We start from the raw sequence: 22,620 nt of genomic DNA on the forward strand, positions 1-22,620 counted from the left end.
GGTGCCCAGAGGCGGAATCGAACCACCGACACGAGGATTTTCAATCCTCTGCTCTACCGACTGAGCTATCTGGGCAATATTTAGTTTTATGCAGAATATCCACAAGGATTTTCAATGCAATTCCAAACGACTCTAATACCGAGCTATTTTGGCACTAAATTTTAAACGCACTTTTAAGCAACAAAACTGGTTGTCGCTGTCTGGGCGTGCGGCGTATTAAACGGGTTTTGCCCTCTCAAGTCAACTTTTTTTTGAGGATTCTAACTGTTTGCACAGTTTTCAATCAAGATTGCTGTTTTTAATAGCTTTTAGCTTATTTAATCTACAAACTTAGCGCCTTTGAGTTGACCCTCATCATAAAAGGGTTACCTATGTTAAAAACGTGGTGAATTTTTCTTCGTAGATGATAGGATTATCTAATAATCAAGAATATGCTCAATGTTGCTGTTTAATTGTTGGACTAATGCCATGCCAAGTAAATCGAATTCACCTGTTAAAGGCCTCTTACCGCTTTTTATAATCACGAACCTTGTCATCGCCTTGCTAGCGGTTGTTGCTTATTCCTTTTATCCAACTAGTAATAAACCACAAAAGATAGATAAACCTCAATTAACAGCTCAGCAACTATCAGCTCAACTCACTTCTCCACTTGTCAGCGCATTAACTATGCCAGGTCAAGACAAAGTAAAAGAAGTTTTAGACTTAGCACACCTCCTTCAGGCTAACTTTGATTATTACTTGTATAGATACGAATTCAATGGTGACGTTTCACTGGTTTACGCTAATAACAAAAAGCTCATAACGCCAAGTAAAGTAAACCAACAACTAGAACAAAACTCACTCATTCACACTGTACTTGAACTTAATGACCAACCTGTCGGTGAACTTATAGTAAAACAACATCCATCTGAGCAGCCTGTTACACAATCAACAGGGGTTTCACTCGCCCTTGCAGCCATGACTCTTCTTGCATTAATTATTTTATCCTTCGCACTGAGCATTTTTATCAATAAACGTTTTAGTAAAAGCAGTAACGCTTTGAGTCAAGAGTTAAAAGCAATTACCGAAAATGCAGATTATCAGACCCACGTAACTGAAGAATTGGATTTTGGATTAAACTCTGTAGCTAGACACATCAACTTGCTTCTAAATAAAGTTCAGTCAGCTATAACGGAAAACAAAGCTTCTCAGGCTGATTTACAAAAACTACAAAGCAGCCTTGAAAATGAAGTACACAAGCGAACCCTTGCTCTTGAGCAAGCAACCCTAAAAGCCGAGCAGGCAAACGAAACTAAAACTACTTTCTTGGCGACCATGAGCCATGAGATTCGCACCCCTATGAACGGGGTTATCGGAACTATTGATTTACTGCGCCAAACAGAGCTAGATGGTGCACAGCACAGACTAAGCACAATTATTCGTGATTCTGCATTTTCATTATTAGGAATATTAGATGACATTCTCGATTTCTCGAAAATTGAAGCGGGTAAATTAAACATCGATAACATTCCTTTTTCTGTGTCAGACACCATTGAAGAAGTCGCTCGTGTTTTATCATCGGTTGCTAAAAAGCGTGATCTTGAATTAGAACTTGCTATTGCCCCTGATATTCCTACGAACTTGATTGGTGATACAGTGCGAGTTCGCCAAGTTCTTTATAACTTATGTAGTAATGCGATTAAGTTCACCTCAACAGACGACAAACGTAAAGGACACGTCAAGATTTCGGTAGAGGTGGCACAAAACACCACTGACCACTACACCCTGCGTTTTAGTGTATTAGACAACGGTAAGGGTATGACGCAAGCACAGCTTCGCGAGATCTTTAACCCATTCATTCAAGCTGAAGGCTCAATCACCCGTGAATACGGTGGTACGGGCTTAGGTTTATCTATTTGCAAAAGCTTAACTGAGCTAATGCTAGGAACTATTTCTGTATCTAGTGACCTAGGAATAGGCAGTGAGTTTGTTGTCGAATTACCTTTTAGTACACAAGGTAAAGTCGAATATGCTCATAAGCAGGTAATGAAAAACCAACGCGTAGTGGTTGTAACTAACCATGATGGTCGTAAAAAGATACTTACTCGTTATCTATCATTTATGGGAGCAACTCCTGTTATCGCTGACAACAGCGATATAATCGAAGTAGAACAGGATAAAAAAGATATTATTTGGATCCTCGATGGTATCGAGAGCATGGAAGATATTAACTATATCTTGCGCCGCTTACTCTACACCCTAGAAGATAATAAACAACAAGTTATAGTTCTAAGTAAACTGGACGAAGCCGCTGTTAATCATAAAAATATTTTCTACCTAAACGCAGCACCGCTATGCAAGTCCAACTTTATGATGTCGCTACTTGTGGCAGCTGGTTTACATAAACCAAAACAAATAACTTCAAAAAAATCACTTAACGACTACTTAAGTGTTGATAAAGCCCGCGAAGAAAATAAGCTAGTATTACTTGTTGAAGATAACGTGCTAAATCAACAAGTGTTAACCGATCAACTACACCTGCTAGGCTATGGTGTTGAGCTGGCTGAAAATGGTGAAAAAGGCCTTGAAGCATGGCGTGAAGGAAAACACTCAATTATTCTGACCGACTTACATATGCCAAAAATGTCTGGTTACGATATGGTTGAAATAATTCGTAATGAAGCGTCACAGCTTGAAGATATCAATGCACAACCTTACGTGATTGCCATCACAGCTAATGCTCTTAAAGGTGAAAAAGAGCGCTGTTTGAGTATAGGTATGAACGATTACATCACTAAGCCAGTTGAATTAAATGTACTAGAAGCCACATTACACAAATGCGCTTACAAAACGAACCCTGAGGCTACTAAGCTCGAAGTGAAAAGACCGGCAGCACCAATCGATATGAATGTATTGGCTGATTATGTTGGTACTGACGAGAACAAAAAACTACGCTTCTTTAAAATGTACTTAGAGCAAAGCTACCAGCTAAGTAAGGAAGTCAACAGTGGTGTCATTGAGCAGGATCTAGAGGCCATTATATCAGCCTGTCATCAGCTCAAGTCTATTTCAAAAACGATTGGCGCAATGAAAGTTGCAGAACTAGCTGCTGTATTTGAACAACGCTGTAAAGAAGATGAACTTTCTAGCGATGACTTAATTGAACTGCGTGACAGCTATGAAATTGAATATTCCAAAGTAGCGCAGTATTTAAAAGAACAAATAAAAAAAGCAGAGCAAGATACTGAATAACACCTATCAAAAAAGGGCCATAACGGCCCTTTTTGCTTTTAGATCATAGGCTTATTTTTCTGGTGGACGGTAGCCTTCTATTTCTACGTCTTTACCTTCAAATAAGAAACCTACCATTTGCTCTTCTAAAAAAGCACGGTGCTCTGGGTCCATCATGTTCAGATGCTTTTCGTTGATCAGCATTGTTTGCTTGTGTTGCCATTGGCCCCAAGCTTCTTTACTGATGTTGTTGAAAATCTTTTCACCAAGCTCACCTGGGTATAGTTGGAAGCCTAAGCCTTCAGCTTCTTTTTGTAACTTTTGACAAAATACTGTACGTGCCATAATTGCTCTCTACTCTTATTGCGTGATGCTATTGTAATCTATTGCGCTTAATTGTTTAACCAGCTTTTTCGTAGGCGCTGCAAGACCAACTTCAACTGACTCATCAAGCGGATACCAAACCAATTGACGCTCATTGATAAGATCAGGAATGTTCGGCAGTGTTAAAACATGCGGATTAATAGTCAGCTCAAAATGCGAAAATATATGGGTAAATGCTTCAAGTGCCTGCGTATCGTTAGATAAACCATGCTGGGCTAAAAATGTTTCTAGCTCAGTTAACTCGCTAAACTCAAAAAAGCCAAACAAACCACCCCATATCCCTGAGCTTGGGCGTTTTTCCATGAGTACTTTATTGTCACAGGCCAGAATAAGCTGATGACATGACTTTTTAGGCACTGCTTTTTTAGGCTTTGAATGTGGAAACTCTTTAACTTTACCTTCATTAAAAGCAAGGCATTTACTATTTAAAGGGCAAGGCTCACAGTCGAATTTACTCCGCGAACAAAGGCTTGCTCCTAAATCCATCATTGCCTGATTAAACTCAGTGACCGACTCTTTAGGCGTTAATTGCGATGATAATGACCAAAGTTGATTTTCGACCTTTTTCACTCCATACCAGCCTTCAACCATAAAAAAGCGTGCTAGTACTCGTTTAACATTGCCGTCTAGAATTGGATGATGTTGGCCAAGCGATAAAGACAAGATTGCCCCAGCAGTTGAACGTCCAATACCCGGCAAGTCCATCACCTCTTCAAGAGTTGTTGGAAATTTACCTTGGTATTTATCGCGGACTATTTTTGCCGTTTTATGCAAGTTGCGCGCACGGGCGTAATAGCCTAGCCCTGTCCAGTGGTGTAGCACCTGATCTTCATCCGCATTTGCAAGCGCAATGATGTCAGGAAAGCTTTGCATAAACTTTTCAAAGTAAGGAATAACAGTAACGACCTGAGTCTGCTGTAGCATAACCTCAGAAATCCATACTTTATAAGGGGTTTTATTTAACTGCCATGGCAGCGTTTTACGGCCGTGAAGGTGATACCAGTCAACCACTTGGTTTGCAAACCAAGTTGACTCCTTATTGCTTAAATTCAAAATAACGTCTTTACCTGCTGAAGCTCATTGCGGCCAAGTCTATTGCAGTTAGTTAGGCCAAGCAAGTCGAACAGCAGCAGCTTTACCTCAATGTCAAAATTAATCTCGCAAGATAAACAGGCCCTGACTATTGTACTCAAGGCGCTGGTCAGGGATAATACGCAACCTTTTTCTATAGTCAGTGTTTTTATCAGGCCAAATTTATGAATGATTCAAGCAACCCAAACCTCGAGCAAGCAAAGCAAGAGGGTAAATATATCCGCACGATTCGTAGTTTCGTTAAGCGCGAAGGTCGCCTAACAAAAGGCCAAGCCGCCGCCATCGAAAAGTGTTGGCCAACGATGGGCCTTGAGCACAAAAATGGCATGCTAAACCTAGCTGAAGTGTTTGGTAACGATAACGATGTCGTACTAGAAATCGGCTTTGGCATGGGCAAATCGCTAGTTGAAATGGCTAAAAACGCACCTGAGCTTAACTTCATTGGTATTGAAGTTCACCGCCCGGGTGTGGGTGCCTGTTTAATGGATGCGGACGAAGCTGGTATAACAAACTTACGTGTATTCGAACACGATGCGGTTGAAGTGCTTGCTGATTGTATTGCTGATGAAAGCTTATCTAAGCTGCAATTATTCTTCCCTGATCCATGGCATAAAAAACGTCACCATAAGCGTCGTATTGTACAACCTGAGTTTGCGCAAAAATTACGTAGCAAGTTAAAAATTGGTGGTGTTTTCCATATGGCGACTGACTGGGAAAACTATGCTGAACATATGCTTGAAGTAATGCAAGTTGCTGAAGGTTACAAAAACCAGTCAGAAACCAACGATTACGTTCCTCGCCCAGACTCACGTCCACTGACAAAGTTTGAACAACGTGGTCACCGCTTAGGTCACGGCGTATGGGATCTAATGTTTGAGCGTACTAAGTAATAGAAGGTAAAAGCAACATGAGTAAGTTAACCAATCCAAGTTTATTATTGCTTCGAAATGAAGACGAACTTATTGGAAAATCGATTTTAGTGGTTAACTTTGAGCAAGATAGCTTTTTACACGAACTTAAAACACTCAATCCTGACTCAGTAATTACCGCGTTCAGCTATAACCACGCAAATTTCATGTATGCCAGCAAAATTGCCGGCGTACATGCTGTGGTTGATCACACTATTCCACATGGTAACTACGATTTAGTTATCTACTATTACCCTAAAGCTAAGCCAGAAGCACAAATGTGCCTTGATAACATCCGTGCTGTTTGTCATCAAGATGTACAACTTTTTGTGGTAGGTGAAAATAAAAGCGGTGTTAAATCAGCAGAGAAACAGCTAAAAGACCACTGTAATTTTAGTAACAAAATCGATAGTGCTAAGCACTGTATTTTGTATTTATTATCTGAGCTTACGCTAAACGATAGCTTTGATATCAGCCGTTACCATAAGCAATTTCAGGTAAAAGCGGGCGAAGTCGAATTTACTGCGATCAGTGTGCCAGGGGTATTTAACCATGGTGCTCTTGATGTTGGTACTGCGGTACTTTTAAATAATGCGCCAAGTATTAGCAAGGGCAAAGTACTCGACTTTGCTTGCGGCGCCGGCATTATTGCTACTTACTTAGGTTTAAAGCAGCCTGAGCTTGAATTTGTTTGTAGCGATGTAAGTGCATTGGCAACTTATGCCACTGAGCAAACACTGGCGTTAAATCACCTTAAAGGCCAAACGGTATTGAGTGATGGCTTAGCAAATATTAATGGTAAGTTTGACTTAATCATCAGTAACCCGCCTTTCCATACCGGTATTGCTACAGACTACACCATTGCCGAAGCATTTCTTAGCTCAGCTAAGCAGCACTTAAGTAAACAAGGTCAGTTGACCATAGTTGCAAACAGCTTCTTAAAATACCCACCTATTTTAGAAGCGCAATTTGGCCAATACAGTACCGATTTCAAGAATACTAAATTTGCAGTTTACTCAGCTAAATAAAAGTTGAGTAAATAGCTTATTCGTAGTAAAAATATTTTTTAAAATATTTAGTTACTTTCAATTGTCTTTGCTAGACTAAACTCTTACTAATAACAAAAATTCTGGCCTTCAAAAGCGCATGCCGACATTTTCGACACAAACAAGTATTCGTAAAGCGTTGACCAATGCGGTAATGCTAGTTACTGCGTTATGTTTGTCTTTGTCTATTTCTATTTCGACTTACTTAGATGTCAAAGAGCAAAAAGCACTGATTGTCGATAAAATCTCTATTCTATCGAAAATAATCGCCTACAATGCACAAATCACCGTATTGTTTGATGATAACGAAACAGAATCTGAGCGCTTAAAATCATTTGAGTCTGTGCCGCTCATTAAAAACATCCACATCTACTCAATCGATGAATTATCAAACGAACCAGTGTTTTTTAGTAGTTTTAATGCCAACCGAACACCACCTGTACCCATTAAAGTCGGTAGCATCGATAATTTATTAGAACCGCGTTTTAAAGATGAAGATATAGAGCTAATAACACCTATCGTATACGAAGGCGACACCATTGGTTACGTGTACGTTCGCGGCGGCTTAGATAGGCTAAATCAGTACATTAATCGTAAGATTATCATCGATATTTTGCTCACCTTATTTGTTCTAGTTCTGGTGTACTTTGTTGCTCGACGTATTCAAAAACGCATTGCAAACCCTATTGATGAGCTGAGTAACCTGCTGCAAGATGTATCGAAAAATCATAACTATGAAACTCGTGCCAAAAAAACCAATATTGATGAAATAAATCAACTTGCTGGCAGCTTAAACATCATGCTCGCGCGCACTAAAAAGCAAATTGAGCGCCACGAAAAAGACAAACAAGAGATTAAACAACTAAACCAAAGCCTTGAAGAAAAAGTAAACCAGCGCACAATCGCATTACGTGAGGCTAACCAAGAACTACTCAATACCCTTGAGCGAATGCATCAATACCAAAACCAAATCGTCGAAAACGAAAAAATGGCTTCACTAGGCCAAATGGTTGCTGGCGTTGCCCATGAGGTAAATACACCTATTGGCTTGGGTATTACAGGCTCTACTCTACTCCGTGATAAACTCGCTGAAATTAATGCCCTATTTGAACAAAAAACTCTAACTTCAGCACACTTAAAACGCTTTATTAATGACGGCATTGAAAACTTAGACCTCATCTATCGCAACCTAAATCGCGCTGCTGAACTAGTTTCTAGCTTTAAGAAAGTTGCCGTTAATCAAGATGTCGAAGTCACCACTAAAATAAACTTAAATAATTTATTGAGCGATGTAGTGATGTCGATGCGCTCTGAAATTCAATACCGTAATCCAAAAATCACGATTAACTGCAACAATGATGTTAGTATTGAAACCAAATCTGGACCGTTACAACAAGTGCTACAACAGCTGTTAAGTAACTCGGTGATACATGCATTTAGTGACGATCAAAATAACGAAATCACCTTTAACGTTGAGCGCAACGAAAGTAGCTTGAGCATTCATTACTTTGATAATGGCCATGGTGTAGAAAAATCGATTCGAAAACGTATTTTTGACCCATTTGTGACGACTAAACGTGGTGAAGGTGGTAGTGGTTTAGGCATGCACTTGGTGTATAACCTAGTGACTCAAGCACTCGGTGGTAGCATCGTATACGATGAACTAGTCCAAGAAGGTACACACTTTATAATTACCCTGCCGTTGCAAGAAGGTGCAGCGTAATGAGATTAGTGAGTTGTATCTTATTAACTTTGCTTGTTGTGTGCCCGGTATCTGCAAAATCACCTGACCAGGTAAAATCGGCATTTTTGTATCAAATTGCCAAGTTCACTAAGTTTAATGAGCAAATGGATCCTCCACCTATTTCATTCTGTTTTTATGACTTAGATAAAGGCCCTGGTGCGTTTCTTAAAGATAGAAATGAACTGCAAATTAACAAAAAGCCAATCAAAGTTATATTAGTGAAAAAAACCCAGCAAATTTCTGAACTTTCTCAAGTTTGTGATATCACATACATTGATGAAACATTAGAAAATGATATACTTCCACTTTGGACCGATACAATTTCATTGGATACTTTAACGATAGGTGAAAGTATCAGCTTTTTAGAAAATGGCGGTATAGCCTCTCTGGTTCAAGAAGGAAATAAAATCCGACTGTATATCAATAAGCAGCACGTATTGCAGCATAACTTTAAAGTGCAATCTCGATTGTTAGCTATGGCTAAGTTTTATCCAAATTGATTTTACTTGTTAACAATTGGATCTAATCCTATAATCTCTAGTATTCGGTTTTGCTTGATAATACCGAATTTTTGTAAATAAAATTTCCGAAAAGGTTAATATACAATGCAAACGCCAGTCATTCTGATCGTAGAGGATGAAGACGTAACTCGACTAAACCTCGTTAGTTTATTTGAAGCTGAAGGTTACAAAGTTATTGAAGCCATTGATGGCGATGATATGCATGACAAGCTTACAAATAATGATGATGTGAACCTTGTAGTTATGGACATCAACCTACCAGGTAAAAACGGGCTAATCTTAGCGCGTGAATTACGTCAAAAACGTAACGTTGGTTTAATTTTCTTAACAGGTCGTGACAACGACGTTGATCGCATTTTAGGTCTTGAAATTGGTGCTGATGATTACATCACTAAACCTTTCAACCCTCGCGAATTAACTATTCGTGCTCGTAACCTTATTTCGCGCACAGCCCTTGGTGGCGAAGAAGCGAATATCGAAACAAATGGTGTTATCACATTTAACGGTTGGGAACTTGATGAAAACAGCCGTTGTTTAACATCACCAAGTGGCGATGCGAAGCGTTTACCTAAAGGTGAATACCGCGCGCTACGCTTAATGCTTGACTCACCGGGCCGTATTTTCAGCCGTGAGCAATTAATCAAGCACATGACTGGTCGTGAGCTTCGCGCTAATGACCGTACTGTAGACGTAACGATTCGTCGTATCAGAAAACACTTTGAAAGCGATAACAGCACATCTGAGCTAATCAGCACCATCCATGGTGAAGGCTACCGCTTCATTGGTAAAATCGACAGCTAATTAGAATTAATCTTCTAACTGTTGCAAGAATAATTGGAGGGCTTCACGCCCTTCATTTATTTTAACTGCTAGTTCATCAAGCCACAGTTGTAACTCTTCACTACTTTCATCAAGCGCGCCGTGTTCCATCTTCTTAGCGTGTAACTGCACATCGTTTAAGCCTACAGAACCAGCCGCACCTTTTAATTTGTGTGCCACCGATTTGTACTCCTCTCTATCATCTGCCGCTAAGGCATCTGCCAGCTCAGTTTGGTACTGAGGGTTTAACTTATTAAATAACTCACAGCTACGATTAAATATAACCAGCCCCATAGAGCCTACAAAGTCTTCGATGGTTTCTATGTCGAGTAACTCAATGCGAATACCTGATAAATCTTTTTCAGTCACGGCTTTGATTGGCTCAGGCTGACAGTTTTTTTGCTGTTTGATATCAAATAGCTCGCCGAGCATTTTATCGAGTTTAGTGGTGTTGATAGGCTTGGCAAGTGCTCCTTGAATATTGATGCCAGCAAGCTCTTCTTCGGCGCTACGTACGTTGGCAGTCAAGGCGACGATTGGCAGCTTATCAAAGTGTTCATCGTCACGAATTTGACGAGCTACTTCATCACCATTGATATCAGGTAATTGCATATCAAGCAGAACTAGATCTAAGTCATCTTCTGTATAGACAAACGACAGCGCATCTTCACCAGTTTCAGCCCAAATAACTTCGTGCCCTCGCTGCTCAAGTAAGTTAGTTGCTATTTCAGCATTTAGCGGCACATCTTCCACTAAAAGAATGTTTAAGCTACGAACTGCATAACTTTGCTCTGTAGGCGCAATACATAACTGAAGCGGTATTTCGACTACAAAAACACTGCCCTCACCTTCTGTACTGCTGACATTAATTTCACCTTTCATCGCGCTAACGAGTGCTTTCGTTACCGCAAGGCCGATACCAGAGCCAATGGCATTAGTACCATTGATATCAGGTGCTTTATAGTACATGTCAAAAATTCGGTGTAGTTGCTCTTGCGGAATACCCTGCCCTGTATCACTGACTCGCATAACTAACCACGGACCATCGGCACGATTCTCACGACGACATTCAAGTTCAACATGGCCTTGTTGAGTAAACTTAACCGCATTGTTGATAAGGTTCCAAACGACTTGGCGTAAACGAGTTGGGTCGAGCGATGCGTAAACATCCAGCGTACCTTTGCGCTTAATATTGAACTCTAGCCCTTTTTGTTCAGCAATCAGACCGGCAAAGTTCACTACATCATTAATAAAGTCGGCCACGTTGACTGAGTCGGCAACAATATCGAGCTGCTCACGGTCAATTTTATCTAAATCAATAATATCGTTAAAAATATTGCCAAGGGTTTCGGCACTCGAAAATACCGTGTTACACCAGCTACGTTGCTGTTTATCTAGTTCAGTATCAAGTAGCATGCGGGTTAAACCCACAATACCGTTAAGCGGCGTTCTTAACTCATGACTTAAAGTCGCAATGAACTTACCTTTATCTTTATAGGCTGCTTCAAGTGCTTGTGCTGCTTCTTTACGACTGGTGATATCACGTCCAAAAGCAAGTAAACCAATGTACTCACCTTTTTCATTAATAAAGGGTAACTTACGCATTTCAAACCAACGCTTTTCACCCCCTACTGGATATTCAACATCAAGAGTGAGAGCTTGGTGAGTTTGTGATACTTTTTTATCGGTGCGCAGTACCTCAGGTAAATAATCACTTGGGTAGATTTCTTCAACACTTTTACCTATTAACTCATCGCTGCTTTTCCCTATCACTTGTTCGAACATTTTATTACAGCCAGCAAATACGCCGTTGTTGTCGCGGTAATAAAACAAATCGGGAGACGAGTCGACAATAGAGCGCAATAACATACCTTGTTGTGCAAGCTCTTGTTGGGTTTTCTTACGCTCGGCAATTTCACGCCTGAGTTCTTCGATTGCTCTGTGTTTGGCATGAAACGCCATTTTACGCTCATCAATCTCTTCATTTAAGCGACTGATATTGTCTTTTAGCGTTTGGTTGAGTAGTTTTTCTTGTTTGGTTGCGCTATCTAGATAGCTGTAAGAGGCTTCTAACTGACGAATTGAGTTAAGCAGCACAGTAATTAAAATCGGCGATACCACCGCAGTGAAGAACATCACCGCCAAAACATCAACTAAAGTCACCGTACCGACTGCTACATAATAAAACATGCACGATAAGATCAGCGACATGACCAATAATAAGGCATAACAGGCGGCGGCAGTTTTAAACTCACCGTATTTAGAAATAAAGCTTGAGAGTGTGCGAGCCCACGGACTCAAAGAAGAATCAATCATATATTAAAGCTTAGGCACATAATCGAAAAAAAACAGCATAGCTGATTTTATCACTATTCCTTTAGAAATATTCATATTGTGCGATAAACATAGAATTTTTTCATCAACGCCGCTTTTTTATATTTTTTCATGTAAAATACCGCGCTTTAATAATTGCAAAGAATGAGTATTACCATGCAAACCACGATGCCAGATATTGCTGATACGGCTCCCGCCCTACAAACAGGTAAATTAGACTGGGTTGGCATGGGCGAAATTGAACTTCCTTTCATTTTTGAAACTCGCGATATTGCCCCTGTAAATGTAATTGCCAAGGCACGAGCTTTTGTAAACTTGCATAAAGAAGACGCGAAAGGCATTCACATGTCGCGTTTATTTTTAGCGTTAGACACTTTATCAACCGAGCAGCAAGTTAATCCACAAACACTTGCCCAAGCACTTGATGCCTTTATTAGTAGTCATGATGATTTAAGTGACCAAGCACAAATCGAATTTAAATTTGAGCTGCCTTTACGTCGTAGATCTTTATTAAGTGGCAAAGTGGGTTGGAAAAACTACCCTATTCACCTGATCGCGAAGATCAACCAAGGTGTTTTAAGCTTTGAGTTAATGGTTGATGTAACTTACTCGTCAACATGCCCATGTTCAGCAGCCCTTGCTCGTCAATTAATTCAAAATGCGTTTAGCGAAAAGTTTGCAGAGCAAAATGTTGATAAGCAAACTGTTTTAGAATGGCTAGGCACAACTGACGGAATTGTTGCTACACCACACTCACAGCGTTCAATTGCAAACGTGAAAGTAAAACTCGATAGTAACGTTGACAGTTTTGATGTGGTTGGCTTAATTGATGCGTTAGAAGCTGAGCTAAAAACACCTGTGCAAGCGGCAGTTAAACGTGAAGATGAGCAAGAATTTGCCCGCTTAAATGGTCAAAACTTAATGTTCTGCGAAGATGCTGCACGTAAAATTAAAGGCTTACTTGAACAGCATAACTACGCAGATTATTGGTTGCAAATCAATCACTACGAATCACTTCATGCCCATGACGCAGTAGCAATCGCAGTTAAAGGGATTGCAGGCGGATACACAGCTTAAAAATTTCGAGTACCTCCACACACTTAGGCACGCTAATTGCTTTTAATTTTCAGTGTCAATTTGTTGTTGTGGAGTTACCGTATGGAATTCGCTTTATTATCAATTTTAGTTTTAGTCGTAGTAGCCTCTGTTGTTGCGTCGAAGTTTACCGATGAAGGCGGAAACCCCTATCCTTTCACTCGTAAGCAAACTGTTTTTACGCAAGTTGAGAGTGCTTTTTTACATCTTCTTGAACGTGCTGTAGGCGATCAGTATAAAATCGTAAGCCGCGTTAAACTGATTGATTTAATCGACTGTAAACAAGGTTTATCGGTAAAAGCTAAACGCGCAGCGATGGCTAAAGCCAAAAACAAACAGTTAGATTATGTACTTATCGACAAAGATAAACTAACTATTGTTGCCGCTGTTGATTTGGTAAATAACACCAACCGCGACGGCCACAAAGCTCAACGAGATTGGTTTGTTAGCGGCGCATTAGAAGCTGCAGGCATTCCACATATTCGTATGAAGGTAAAATCAGGTTATCAACCAAGAGAAGTACGTGATGCAATCATGTTTAAGCTTGGTAAACCTGCAGCAGCACCAGTTAGACCCGCACGTAACCGCGTAACTAAACCAGCCGTGTTGTCACCATCACAAGCAAAAGCACACTCAACGGCGCTCGCTGAAATCTAGCCTGTCATAATATTGGCAAAAGCAGACTTTAAAGTCTGCTTTTTTGTTTGTTTCAGCTGTTTTTAGGTATAATCATTCTATTCAATCTAAGGAATCAAATATTATGCACGTTGGTATTATTGGCGCGATGGAGCCAGAAGTAAAAATCTTACGCGAAGCGATGGCAAACCCAAGCATCATGACTAAAGCTGGTTTTACATTTTACACCGGTGAATTAGCGGGTAACACTGTTACTTTAGTTCAATCTGGCATTGGTAAAGTAGCTTCTGCAGTAGCAACAACACTACTAATCGATAACTTCAGCCCAGATTGTGTGATCAACACAGGTTCTGCAGGTGGTTTTGAACCGTCACTAAATGTAGGCGATGTGGTTATCTCTTCAGAAGTGCGCCATCACGATGTAGACGTTACTGCATTTGGTTACGAAATTGGCCAAGTACCACAAATGCCAGCAGGCTTTGCTGCTCACCCTAAACTGATTGAAGCGGCAGAGCAAAGCGTAAACCAAATCAGCGATGTTAAAACCATGATTGGCCTAATTTGTACCGGTGATTCATTTATGTGTGACCCAGTACGAATTGAAAAAACACGCGCTGAATTCCCAACGATGCTTGCTGTAGAAATGGAAGGTGCGGCAATTGCTCAAGCTTGCCACGTATTAGAAACACCATTTGTTGTGATTCGTTCAATGTCTGATATTGCTGGTAAAGAATCGCCGCAATCATTTGAAGAGTATATCGAAACTGCATCTATCAACTCTTCTAAAATGGTGGTTGCTCTACTTGAAAAACTGACGTCGGTGAGTTTATAAGGTGATTACAAATATTGTTCAAAACCATTTGGACATTATTGTATTTTTTGTAGCGCTCTTAGCTGAGCGCTTCTTTCCTTTGGTTAGTTGGTATCATCCAAACACCTTTTTAACCGTTATTTTCTCTGCACTCGGCGAGCGTTTATACAACCCAACGAACCCCAAAAGCTATCAGTATTTAGCCTCAACTTTGGCTTTTACACTCACTATTTTAGTGATAGTGACATTGATCGTGCTGTTTTTAGAGTTTGCTTTTTATCCTGAGTTATTAAATGGCTTAATTTTATATTTGTTACTCAGTAGCCGCGCTCAAGAGAAGAAATCTTTACGTATTGCCAGATTACTCAAGCTCAATCAAAAAGCGACAGCTAGAGAGCTGCTAGCTAGCCTCGTTGCCCGTGATGTATCACGTTTATCAGATCCTGGAATTTGCAAAGCAACGATGGAGTCACTGGTGCTACAAAGTGCACGGCATTATTTTGCCGTTATTTTCTTTTATATACTTGGCGGCGCTATCCTTGCTTTGGTTTATCGCTTACTCACATTAATTCATCAAGCATGGCGAAAAAACCGCAAACCCGACAACCCGTTTTTGGCTCCCATTGCTAAGCTCCTGTTTGTATTGGAGTGGCTACCCACTCGATTAGTCGCATTAACGATTGCAGCAACCAATGCCAGCAAGCAATGTATTCATTATATAAAACACTATGGCAGACACTTTTATCAAACCAATACAGGGTGGCTGTTGAGTGTTACATCGGCTGCTTTGCAAGTGCAGTTAGGTGGCCCTGCCCTATACCAAGGTGAGCGCTTTAATAAAATGCGTGTTGGTACCGATCGCCTACCAAATGCTGATGATATTCCCGCATTAGTCAATCGTTTAAATCAAGCGAAAGCATTTTGGTTACTGCTTATAGTCGGGATTGAAGTAATTAGCCTATTCACAAACTAATCAAAATATAAGCACAAAAAAACCAGCCGCAGCTGGTTTTTTTATTCTGTAGCTTATTTAATTAAGCTAAGGTGATTTTAGCAAACTTACGCTTACCTACTTGGTAAATCTGTGTTGTACCTTTAGCAACTTCAAGCTTAGTATCCGTTACTTTTTCTTCACCATTAATCTTTACAGCGCCTTGCTTAATCATACGCATTGCTTCTGATGTACTTGCTACAAGGTTAGCTTCTTTTAATAAATTAGTGATGAACACAGTGTCTTCAGCAATCGTTACTGTTACTTCAGGGATCTCATCTGGTAATGCATTCTTTTGGAAACGCTTGATAAAATCTTGATGAGCGCCTTCTGCTGCTTCTTCACTGTGGAAGCGAGCAATCATTTCTTTCGCTAGCTCAATCTTGATGTCGCGTGGGTTCGCACCATCAGCAACACGCTGTTTAAGTGCAGCAATTTCTTCGATTGATAAGGCACTTAATAAGTCATAGTAACGCCACATTAGCTCATCGCTAATAGACATGACTTTACCAAACATATCGTTAGGCTCATCAGTAATACCAATGTAGTTACCTAATGACTTAGACATTTTTTGAACGCCATCAGTACCTTCAAGCAGTGGCATCATTAATACTGTTTGTGGCTTCTGACCTTCATCTTTTTGTAATTCACGGCCCATTAATAGGTTAAAGCGTTGGTCTGTACCGCCAAGCTCTACATCAGCTTCTAATGCAACAGAATCCCAACCTTGTACCAGTGGATATAAAAATTCGTGGATAGCAATTGATTGACCGCCGGCATAACGCTTTTTAAAGTCATCACGTTCTAGCATACGTGCTACTGTTTGACGCGCAGCCAATTTAATCATACCTGCAGCACCGAGGTTCTCCATCCAAGTAGAGTTGAACGCAACAGTAGTTTTAGCAGGGTCAAGTATCTTAAATACTTGCTCTTTATATGTTTCAGCGTTAGCTAGAACATCTTCACGAGTTAACGGTTTACGTGTTACGTTTTTACCCGTTGGATCGCCAATCATACCGGTGAAATCACCGATTAAGAAAATTACTTCATGACCTAGATCTTGGAAGGTTTTCATTTTGTTGATAAGAACTGTATGACCTAAATGCAGATCAGGCGCAGTTGGATCGAAACCCGCTTTGATCTTAAGTTTCTTACCAGACTTTAGCTTTTCAACTAATTCGTCTTCAATTAATATCTCTTCTGCACCGCGTTTTATCTCAGCTAGAGCGGTTTGTAAATCCACTGTGTATTACTCCAAAAATTCAGCTACCGGGGCGTGGTGGCCTGTCAGGGTTATAAATATAGAGCTAAAAACTTTAAAATTTAGCTAGTTAGCACCAAAAAGCGACACTAGAAAAAAGCCTAACTTAAATAGTTTAAGAAACAGCCCTGAAGGCAGCGCGCATGATTGTTCTTTATACCGCGTTATTGCAATTTTATGAAGGTACTTTAGTTAACTAATCTAGATTTAGTTTAACCATAGGCATCTGCTGCAATTTCAACCAAAAAAGTTTAACGCGCAGGCCAATTCTAGCGTAAAATAGCGCCAGTTTAAATCTACAAAACACTGGTATTTGCTCTATTTTAGGTATATCCTGCGATATTAGTATTTAAATTTCTTGACAGCAGAAAAGGCACGATATGGTTCACGTAGTGCACAAACTTCCCAAAAAACACAAACTGCTTATTCTCGGTTTGGTTTCTGCTATTGTCGGCTTGGCATTATTGCCTTCTGAAAAAGCCACCGCATCAAAGGACAACAGTGCGAACGCACTTGAAATTGGCAAACGCTACGAATTACAAGTTAAAGTTGATGATAACGAAAAACTAACTGAGCTAAATTCGGAGCAAGCAGCAGCAAAACTTCCAGAATACGAGCTTATCGACCATGAAGTACGTAATGGCGATAATTTAGCACTTATATTCAAACGTGCGGGTTTCTCAGCGCAAACATTACACAAACTAGTTAATACCAACGCTGAAACTCGTAAGTTAACAAAAATTCACCCAGGCGAAATCTTAAGCTTTGCAACGGCCGAAGATGGCTCTCTAGCGCAGCTTCGTTATGTGATTTCAAAAACAGATACCTTATACGTTACATTAAATGACGAAGGTAACTACGACACCGCTATTGATAGCAAAGAAATCGAAACGCTAAGTAAATCAGCTGGCGGTGAGATCTCTAATAGTTTTTGGACGTCTGGTATTGCCGCTGGTTTAAGCGAGCGTCAAATTATGAATTTTGCTGACATCTTTGGTTGGGATGTCGACTTCGCTAATGACATTCGTAAAGGTGACCAATTTGGTCTTATTTACGAAGCTCACTATGTTGATGGTGAGTACATTGGTGATGGTAAAATTATTGCCGCAGAATTTATTAATCAAGGCGAGCGTTATACCGCTATTCGCCATACAGATGGTAACTTCTACACACCTGAAGGCCGTAGCATGAAAAAAGCCTTCTTACGTGCGCCAGTTAACTTTAAGTATATTAGCTCGAGCTTTAATCCTCGCCGCTTACACCCTGTGACTAAGACGGTAAAACCACATAATGGTATTGATTACGCTGCACGTACAGGTACGCCAGTGGTTTCATCGGGTAATGGTAAAGTAATTAAAGCTGGTTATAGTAAGTACAATGGTAACTACGTATTTATTAGCCATGGCACACAGTATGTGACTAAATACTTACACTTAAACAAGAAAATGGTTAGAACAGGCCAAAAAGTGAAGCAAGGCCAAAAAATTGGTACCGTTGGTGCGACAGGCCGCGTAACAGGCCCACACTTACACTATGAATTCTTAGTAAACGGTGTGCACCGTAATCCGAAAACAGTCAAACTACCTAAATCAGAGCCTTTACCGCGCGATGAGCTAGCTAAGTTTAAACCAATTGCTGATAACTTCTTAGCGCAATTACAGCGTAACAGAGAGTTACAACTAGCGTTAAATAAGTAGCTAAGTAAACATAATAAAGCCGCTTCAATTGAAGCGGCTTTTTCGTTTCTGAGACAATTCAAGCTAAAACGGTTATGGCGTTATCAAACTAAACTTATTGCCGACTCTATTCATACCTTAAATTAAACACGCTCATTACCGATACAATTATTATCTTAATAATACATAGATAAGCTGAATAATTAGCGAAATCATCACTAGTGGCCAAATATACTTTGCATATTTAGTTGCGCCATCAAGCCCCATTTTAGACTGATACTTTTCAAGTAGCGGTATTAGAATAACCAAGGCAACAAAAAGGCAGAGTAAGATAATAAAAATATTCATGATGGCTTCCTTACACAAGAATCATTTAACTACCTAGTCTATAGACAAAAAAAAGCGCAGTAAAATTACTGCGCCAGTCGGTTGGAAGTAAATCGACTTAGCCAACAATAGCTAAAAGAATACCTGCTGCAACGGCACTTCCTAATACCCCTGCTACGTTTGGCCCCATGGCATGCATTAACAAGAAGTTATGCGGGTTGCTCTCAAGACCAACCTTATTAACCACACGTGCTGCCATTGGTACCGCTGATACACCTGCTGCGCCCACTAATGGGTTGATTGGCGATTTAGAGATCTTATTAAGCCCTTTTGCCATAAACACACCTGAAGCTGTACCTATCGCAAAGGCCAAAGCACCTAACACCAAAATACCTATTGTTTCTACGGTTAAGAACTTATCTGCCGCAAGCTTTGAGCCCACCGCTAAGCCTAAGAAAATGGTGGTAATGTTGATGATTTCGTTTTGTGCACTATTACTTAAACGATCAACCACGCCCGATTCACGCATCAAGTTACCCAAGCAGAACATACCTACCAGAGGTGTTGCAGCTGGTAAAAACAAGATGGTTAAACTCAACACCATTAACGGGAAAACAATTTTCTCTTTCTTCGATACAGTACGAAGTTGCGGCATTTGAATTTCACGCTCTTCTTGTGTAGTTAGTGCACGCATAATTGGCGGCTGAATAATTGGCACCAATGCCATGTATGAATAAGCCGCAACTGCGATTGCACCAAGTAAATCAGGCGCTAACTTAGATGCTAAGAAAATAGCTGTTGGACCATCTGCACCACCAATTATGGCAATCGCAGATGCATCTTGTAGTGTAAATTCAAAGCCAGGAATAAAGTTAAGTAGTATTGCACCAAATAGAGTAGCAAAAATACCAAACTGTGCAGCCGCACCTAACAACAACATACGAGGGTTTGCTATCAAGGCACTAAAGTCTGTAAGCGCACCAACCCCCATGAAGATCAAAAGTGGGAACACCCCAGAATCAATCCCGATGTGGTACACATAATAAAGTAACCCACCCGGCTCAGATAACCCGGCCACAGGGATATTCGTTAAAATAGCCCCAAAGCCAATAGGTAATAACAACAGTGGCTCAAAGTTACGTGCAATTGCTAAATAAAGTAACAAGCAACCAACCGCAATCATGATCAATGCCGCAAAGGTAAAATTAGCAATACCCGTGGCATGCCAGAGGTTTAAAACACCATCCATCCTCTGCCTCTCCTATGCTAGCGCGATTAGCGCATCGCCAGTGGCAACAGAGTCACCCTCAGCTACTAATACTTCTGCAATTGTACCTGAGTGTACGGCGCGAACTTCTGTTTCCATTTTCATCGCTTCCATGATAATAACCACATCACCTTCATTTACTGTTTGGCCTGGTTTCACTTTCACTTTGAAAATATTACCAGCCAAAGGCGCATTGAGTGTTTCGCCTGCTGACGCTGAAGCAGACTGAGGAATTAATTCACTGTCTTTTAAAGTTACTTCTTTAAGCTCACCACCTTGTGCTACGACGACATCGTAAACTTTACCATCAACTTTAACGCTGTATTGCTCCGCTTTTACAGGGCTTGAAGAAGCAGGTTTGCTTTCAGACTTGGCAACTTCACCTGTTGGAATTGCTTCAAACGCATCTGGGTTGTTGCGGTTTTTAATAAATTTAAGGCCTATTTGTGGGAATAATGCATATGTAAGTACATCATCAATCACGTCATCAGCAAGTTCTAAACCTTGCTCTTTGGCTTCACTTAATAACTCAGCTTCAAGTTTCTCAAGTTCAGGCTCTAATTTATCTGCAGGACGACAAGTAATTGCCTCTGCGCCTTCTAGCACTCGTTCTTGCAGCTCTTTATTCATAGGTGCAGGAGTGGCACCATATTCACCTTTGAGCACGCCCGCAGTTTCTTTAGTAATGGTTTTGTAACGCTCGCCAGTTAATACGTTAAGTACCGCTTGGGTACCTACAATTTGCGAGGTTGGCGTAACCAAAGGAATAAAACCTAAGTCTTCACGAACACGTGGGATCTCAAGTAATACTTGATCAAGCTTATCAGCCGCGCCTTGTTCTTTAAGCTGGTTTTCCATGTTAGTTAACATGCCGCCAGGTACTTGTGCTAATAAGATGCGACCATCAACGCCTTTTAAGCTACCTTCAAAAGCAGCATATTTCTTACGTACATCACGGAAGTAAGCTGCAATTTCTTCTAATTGGTTTAAATCAAGGCCAGTATCTCGCTCTGTGCCTTCGACAATTGAAACTATTGTCTCCGTTGCGCTATGACCATAAGTCATACTCATTGACGAAATCGCCGTATCAAGCATATCAATACCTGCATCGATTGCTTTTTGATAAGTTGCAGTGCTTAAGCCAGTAGTAGCATGGCATTGCATCGCAATAGGAATAGACACGGTTTCTTTTAGGCCTTTGATCAACTGCTCACAATCATATGGCTTTAATAAACCTGCCATATCTTTAATACAAATCGAATGACAGCCAAGCTCTTCAAGCTGTTTTGCAAGTTTCAGCCACATATCAAGTGTATGTACAGGACTTACTGTGTATGAAATTGTACCTTGAGCGTGAGCTCCCACTTTAACAGCTGCTTTAATAGCAGTTTCAAGGTTTCGTACATCGTTCATCGCATCGAAAATACGAAATACATCAACACCATTTTTGTGTGCTCGCTCGACAAACTTTTCGACCACATCATCAGCATAATGACGGTAGCCTAAAAGGTTTTGTCCACGAAGTAACATTTGCTGCTTAGTGTTTGGCATTGCAGCCTTTAGTTCGCGAATACGTTGCCAAGGATCTTCACCTAAATAACGGATACACGAGTCAAACGTTGCCCCCCCCCATGATTCAATTGACCAATAACCCGCATTGTCGAGTTTTTCGGCTATGGGTAGCATGTCGTCTAAGCGCATACGCGTTGCCAAAAGAGACTGGTGTGCGTCACGCAATACTAATTCGGTTAATTTTAATTTAGCCATGTTCGAGCTGCCCCGTTATTTTTGTTTATTTCGAAATTGAGCGATTGCAGCGCTTATTGCTGCAATATGTGCCTGAGGCACACCCTGTTGAGGTTGAATTTTTGCTGTTCGCGTAGGTTCTGCACTTGCTGGATCATCAAATCGACCAACTAGTTTTGACATTAAAGTGACTGCTGTAATCAGAATAGTCAGAAAAACAAACACGCCTACCATGCCTGTTACCATCAAACTGGCCGCAGTGGTGAGTAATCCACCTATATCCATACGACTCCCCTCGCTTACTTAAAATAAAAAGTTATTTTTGTTAAATAATTATGCACCAATAATAACAAACCAAAATCATTTGTATAGCACCATTGTAAATTGGTAAAACCAATTAATTTTAAAATAACATGCCGCACATATAATTAACACCCTACATTTCCATCATTCAAAGCCTCGATATAGATGATATAAATAGTCGATATAGCCATAAGTTATATGTTCAGCTATTAACTAAAAACCAACAAGCGTCTAAAAACCACACACAACAAGGTGTTAGACTTTACCAACCAATAAAAAGTTAAATTGGTCTTACCAATACTGTGGCAATCTGATGTTTTTCTCATGCAACTCAATATGAAAAAATATCACTATGAATAACTTACATGCTTACTCGTAAATGTTACCAAGTGATGAACATCTACCAGCATCACAAATAAAGGTAAGCCATTGAAATAAAACAAGTAAAA

Annotated in this window: 19 protein-coding genes and 1 tRNA gene; 11 read left to right on the forward strand and 9 right to left on the reverse strand. The window is 40.3% G+C overall.

Features of this window, described 5'->3' with window-relative positions; all coding sequences use genetic code 11:
• Positions 1-2: 2 nt before the first annotated feature.
• Positions 3-75: transfer RNA gene (locus tag HCZ11_RS17415), tRNA-Phe, on the reverse strand.
• Between the two features lie 393 nt (positions 76-468).
• Here HCZ11_RS17415 and HCZ11_RS17420 point away from each other — a divergent pair.
• A complete protein-coding gene (locus tag HCZ11_RS17420) occupies positions 469-3,231 on the forward strand; it encodes a hybrid sensor histidine kinase/response regulator (RefSeq protein WP_167659065.1) in 2,763 nt (920 codons plus the stop codon).
• 51 nt (positions 3,232-3,282) lie between these two features.
• On the opposite strand, the gene HCZ11_RS17425 is transcribed toward HCZ11_RS17420, so the two are convergent.
• Both HCZ11_RS17425 and mutY read right to left on the reverse strand, forming a co-directional pair.
• Entirely contained in the window at positions 3,283-3,555 is a 273-nt protein-coding gene (locus HCZ11_RS17425; protein WP_036970432.1) for an oxidative damage protection protein, read from the reverse strand.
• 15 nt (positions 3,556-3,570) lie between these two features.
• Positions 3,571-4,650, reverse strand: a complete 1,080-nt coding sequence (gene mutY / locus HCZ11_RS17430; protein ID WP_167659083.1) for an A/G-specific adenine glycosylase — start codon at positions 4,648-4,650, stop codon at positions 3,571-3,573.
• 200 nt (positions 4,651-4,850) lie between these two features.
• On the opposite strand from mutY, the gene trmB reads away from it, so the two are divergent.
• The 5 genes from trmB (at position 4,851) to arcA (ending at position 9,706) form a co-directional block, all read left to right on the forward strand.
• Positions 4,851-5,576, forward strand: coding sequence for a tRNA (guanosine(46)-N7)-methyltransferase TrmB (gene trmB, locus HCZ11_RS17435; RefSeq protein WP_130050839.1), 726 nt, complete (start codon positions 4,851-4,853; stop codon positions 5,574-5,576).
• Between the two features lie 17 nt (positions 5,577-5,593).
• Complete coding sequence (rsmC, locus tag HCZ11_RS17440) at positions 5,594-6,622, forward strand: 16S rRNA (guanine(1207)-N(2))-methyltransferase RsmC (RefSeq protein WP_167659066.1); 1,029 nt, start codon at positions 5,594-5,596, stop codon at positions 6,620-6,622.
• A gap of 118 nt (positions 6,623-6,740) precedes the next feature.
• The gene (locus HCZ11_RS17445) at positions 6,741-8,363 is read left to right on the forward strand and encodes an ATP-binding protein (protein WP_130050837.1); all 1,623 of its coding nucleotides are present in this window, start codon (positions 6,741-6,743) and stop codon (positions 8,361-8,363) included.
• The gene (locus tag HCZ11_RS17450; protein WP_130050836.1) at positions 8,363-8,884 is read left to right on the forward strand and encodes a YfiR family protein; all 522 of its coding nucleotides are present in this window, start codon (positions 8,363-8,365) and stop codon (positions 8,882-8,884) included. The genes HCZ11_RS17445 and HCZ11_RS17450 overlap by 1 nt, the downstream gene beginning before the upstream one ends.
• A gap of 105 nt (positions 8,885-8,989) precedes the next feature.
• Complete coding sequence (arcA, locus tag HCZ11_RS17455; protein ID WP_054551295.1) at positions 8,990-9,706, forward strand: two-component system response regulator ArcA; 717 nt, start codon at positions 8,990-8,992, stop codon at positions 9,704-9,706.
• Between the two features lie 6 nt (positions 9,707-9,712).
• On the opposite strand, the gene arcB is transcribed toward arcA, so the two are convergent.
• Positions 9,713-12,040, reverse strand: a complete 2,328-nt coding sequence (gene arcB, locus HCZ11_RS17460; RefSeq protein ID WP_130050835.1) for an aerobic respiration two-component sensor histidine kinase ArcB — start codon at positions 12,038-12,040, stop codon at positions 9,713-9,715.
• A gap of 174 nt (positions 12,041-12,214) precedes the next feature.
• Here arcB and folE2 point away from each other — a divergent pair, with 174 nt between their 5' ends.
• The 4 genes from folE2 to HCZ11_RS17480 all read left to right on the forward strand — a co-directional run bounded on the left by folE2 (position 12,215) and on the right by HCZ11_RS17480 (position 15,573).
• Positions 12,215-13,135 (forward strand): GTP cyclohydrolase FolE2, encoded by a 921-nt coding sequence (gene folE2, locus HCZ11_RS17465; RefSeq protein ID WP_167659067.1) that lies wholly within the window; start codon positions 12,215-12,217, stop codon positions 13,133-13,135.
• A gap of 81 nt (positions 13,136-13,216) precedes the next feature.
• A complete protein-coding gene (locus HCZ11_RS17470) occupies positions 13,217-13,810 on the forward strand; it encodes a DUF2726 domain-containing protein (protein WP_130050833.1) in 594 nt (197 codons plus the stop codon).
• 103 nt (positions 13,811-13,913) lie between these two features.
• Positions 13,914-14,621: a 5'-methylthioadenosine/S-adenosylhomocysteine nucleosidase gene (mtnN, locus tag HCZ11_RS17475; protein ID WP_130050832.1), complete on the forward strand. Its 708-nt coding sequence runs from the start codon at positions 13,914-13,916 to the stop codon at positions 14,619-14,621.
• Position 14,622: 1 nt separating this feature from the next.
• Positions 14,623-15,573, forward strand: a complete 951-nt coding sequence (locus tag HCZ11_RS17480; RefSeq protein ID WP_130050831.1) for a regulatory signaling modulator protein AmpE — start codon at positions 14,623-14,625, stop codon at positions 15,571-15,573.
• Positions 15,574-15,634: 61 nt separating this feature from the next.
• Here the strand turns inward: HCZ11_RS17480 and tyrS are convergent, their stop codons facing one another.
• Positions 15,635-16,834, reverse strand: coding sequence for a tyrosine--tRNA ligase (tyrS, locus tag HCZ11_RS17485; protein WP_130050830.1), 1,200 nt, complete (start codon positions 16,832-16,834; stop codon positions 15,635-15,637).
• A gap of 398 nt (positions 16,835-17,232) precedes the next feature.
• On the opposite strand from tyrS, the gene HCZ11_RS17490 reads away from it, so the two are divergent.
• Positions 17,233-18,549 carry a peptidoglycan DD-metalloendopeptidase family protein gene (locus tag HCZ11_RS17490; protein ID WP_130050829.1) on the forward strand — a complete coding sequence of 439 codons (1,317 nt, stop codon included), beginning with the start codon at positions 17,233-17,235 and terminating at the stop codon, positions 18,547-18,549.
• Between the two features lie 150 nt (positions 18,550-18,699).
• On the opposite strand, the gene HCZ11_RS17495 is transcribed toward HCZ11_RS17490, so the two are convergent.
• The 4 genes from HCZ11_RS17495 to HCZ11_RS17510 all read right to left on the reverse strand — a co-directional run bounded on the left by HCZ11_RS17495 (position 18,700) and on the right by HCZ11_RS17510 (position 22,153).
• Positions 18,700-18,876 carry a hypothetical protein gene (locus HCZ11_RS17495; RefSeq protein ID WP_165385086.1) on the reverse strand — a complete coding sequence of 59 codons (177 nt, stop codon included), beginning with the start codon at positions 18,874-18,876 and terminating at the stop codon, positions 18,700-18,702.
• Positions 18,877-18,973: 97 nt separating this feature from the next.
• Complete coding sequence (locus HCZ11_RS17500) at positions 18,974-20,104, reverse strand: sodium ion-translocating decarboxylase subunit beta (protein ID WP_130050828.1); 1,131 nt, start codon at positions 20,102-20,104, stop codon at positions 18,974-18,976.
• A 12-nt stretch (positions 20,105-20,116) separates the two neighbouring features.
• Positions 20,117-21,889, reverse strand: coding sequence for a sodium-extruding oxaloacetate decarboxylase subunit alpha (gene oadA / locus HCZ11_RS17505; protein WP_130050827.1), 1,773 nt, complete (start codon positions 21,887-21,889; stop codon positions 20,117-20,119).
• A 15-nt stretch (positions 21,890-21,904) separates the two neighbouring features.
• A complete protein-coding gene (locus HCZ11_RS17510; protein WP_130050826.1) occupies positions 21,905-22,153 on the reverse strand; it encodes an OadG family protein in 249 nt (82 codons plus the stop codon).
• Between the last annotated feature and the right edge of the window lie 467 nt (positions 22,154-22,620).

Origin of the sequence: Pseudoalteromonas sp. HF66 (assembly GCF_011806445.1) — a bacterium.
GTDB lineage: Bacteria > Pseudomonadota > Gammaproteobacteria > Enterobacterales > Alteromonadaceae > Pseudoalteromonas > Pseudoalteromonas apostichopi.

What these genes read in the sequence shown, in the direction of transcription:
- HCZ11_RS17420 (WP_167659065.1), top strand. Translation starts at nt 469, where the DNA reads ATGCCAAGTAAATCGAATTCACCTGTTAAAGGCCTCTTACCGCTTTTT.
- HCZ11_RS17425 (WP_036970432.1), bottom strand. Translation starts at nt 3,555, where the DNA reads ATGGCACGTACAGTATTTTGTCAAAAGTTACAAAAAGAAGCTGAAGGC.
- trmB (WP_130050839.1), top strand. Translation starts at nt 4,851, where the DNA reads ATGAATGATTCAAGCAACCCAAACCTCGAGCAAGCAAAGCAAGAGGGT.
- rsmC (WP_167659066.1), top strand. Translation starts at nt 5,594, where the DNA reads ATGAGTAAGTTAACCAATCCAAGTTTATTATTGCTTCGAAATGAAGAC.
- HCZ11_RS17445 (WP_130050837.1), top strand. Translation starts at nt 6,741, where the DNA reads ATGCCGACATTTTCGACACAAACAAGTATTCGTAAAGCGTTGACCAAT.
- HCZ11_RS17450 (WP_130050836.1), top strand. Translation starts at nt 8,363, where the DNA reads ATGAGATTAGTGAGTTGTATCTTATTAACTTTGCTTGTTGTGTGCCCG.
- arcA (WP_054551295.1), top strand. Translation starts at nt 8,990, where the DNA reads ATGCAAACGCCAGTCATTCTGATCGTAGAGGATGAAGACGTAACTCGA.
- arcB (WP_130050835.1), bottom strand. Translation starts at nt 12,040, where the DNA reads ATGATTGATTCTTCTTTGAGTCCGTGGGCTCGCACACTCTCAAGCTTT.
- folE2 (WP_167659067.1), top strand. Translation starts at nt 12,215, where the DNA reads ATGCAAACCACGATGCCAGATATTGCTGATACGGCTCCCGCCCTACAA.
- HCZ11_RS17470 (WP_130050833.1), top strand. Translation starts at nt 13,217, where the DNA reads ATGGAATTCGCTTTATTATCAATTTTAGTTTTAGTCGTAGTAGCCTCT.
- mtnN (WP_130050832.1), top strand. Translation starts at nt 13,914, where the DNA reads ATGCACGTTGGTATTATTGGCGCGATGGAGCCAGAAGTAAAAATCTTA.
- HCZ11_RS17490 (WP_130050829.1), top strand. Translation starts at nt 17,233, where the DNA reads ATGGTTCACGTAGTGCACAAACTTCCCAAAAAACACAAACTGCTTATT.
- HCZ11_RS17495 (WP_165385086.1), bottom strand. Translation starts at nt 18,876, where the DNA reads ATGAATATTTTTATTATCTTACTCTGCCTTTTTGTTGCCTTGGTTATT.
- HCZ11_RS17500 (WP_130050828.1), bottom strand. Translation starts at nt 20,104, where the DNA reads ATGGATGGTGTTTTAAACCTCTGGCATGCCACGGGTATTGCTAATTTT.
- oadA (WP_130050827.1), bottom strand. Translation starts at nt 21,889, where the DNA reads ATGGCTAAATTAAAATTAACCGAATTAGTATTGCGTGACGCACACCAG.
- HCZ11_RS17510 (WP_130050826.1), bottom strand. Translation starts at nt 22,153, where the DNA reads ATGGATATAGGTGGATTACTCACCACTGCGGCCAGTTTGATGGTAACA.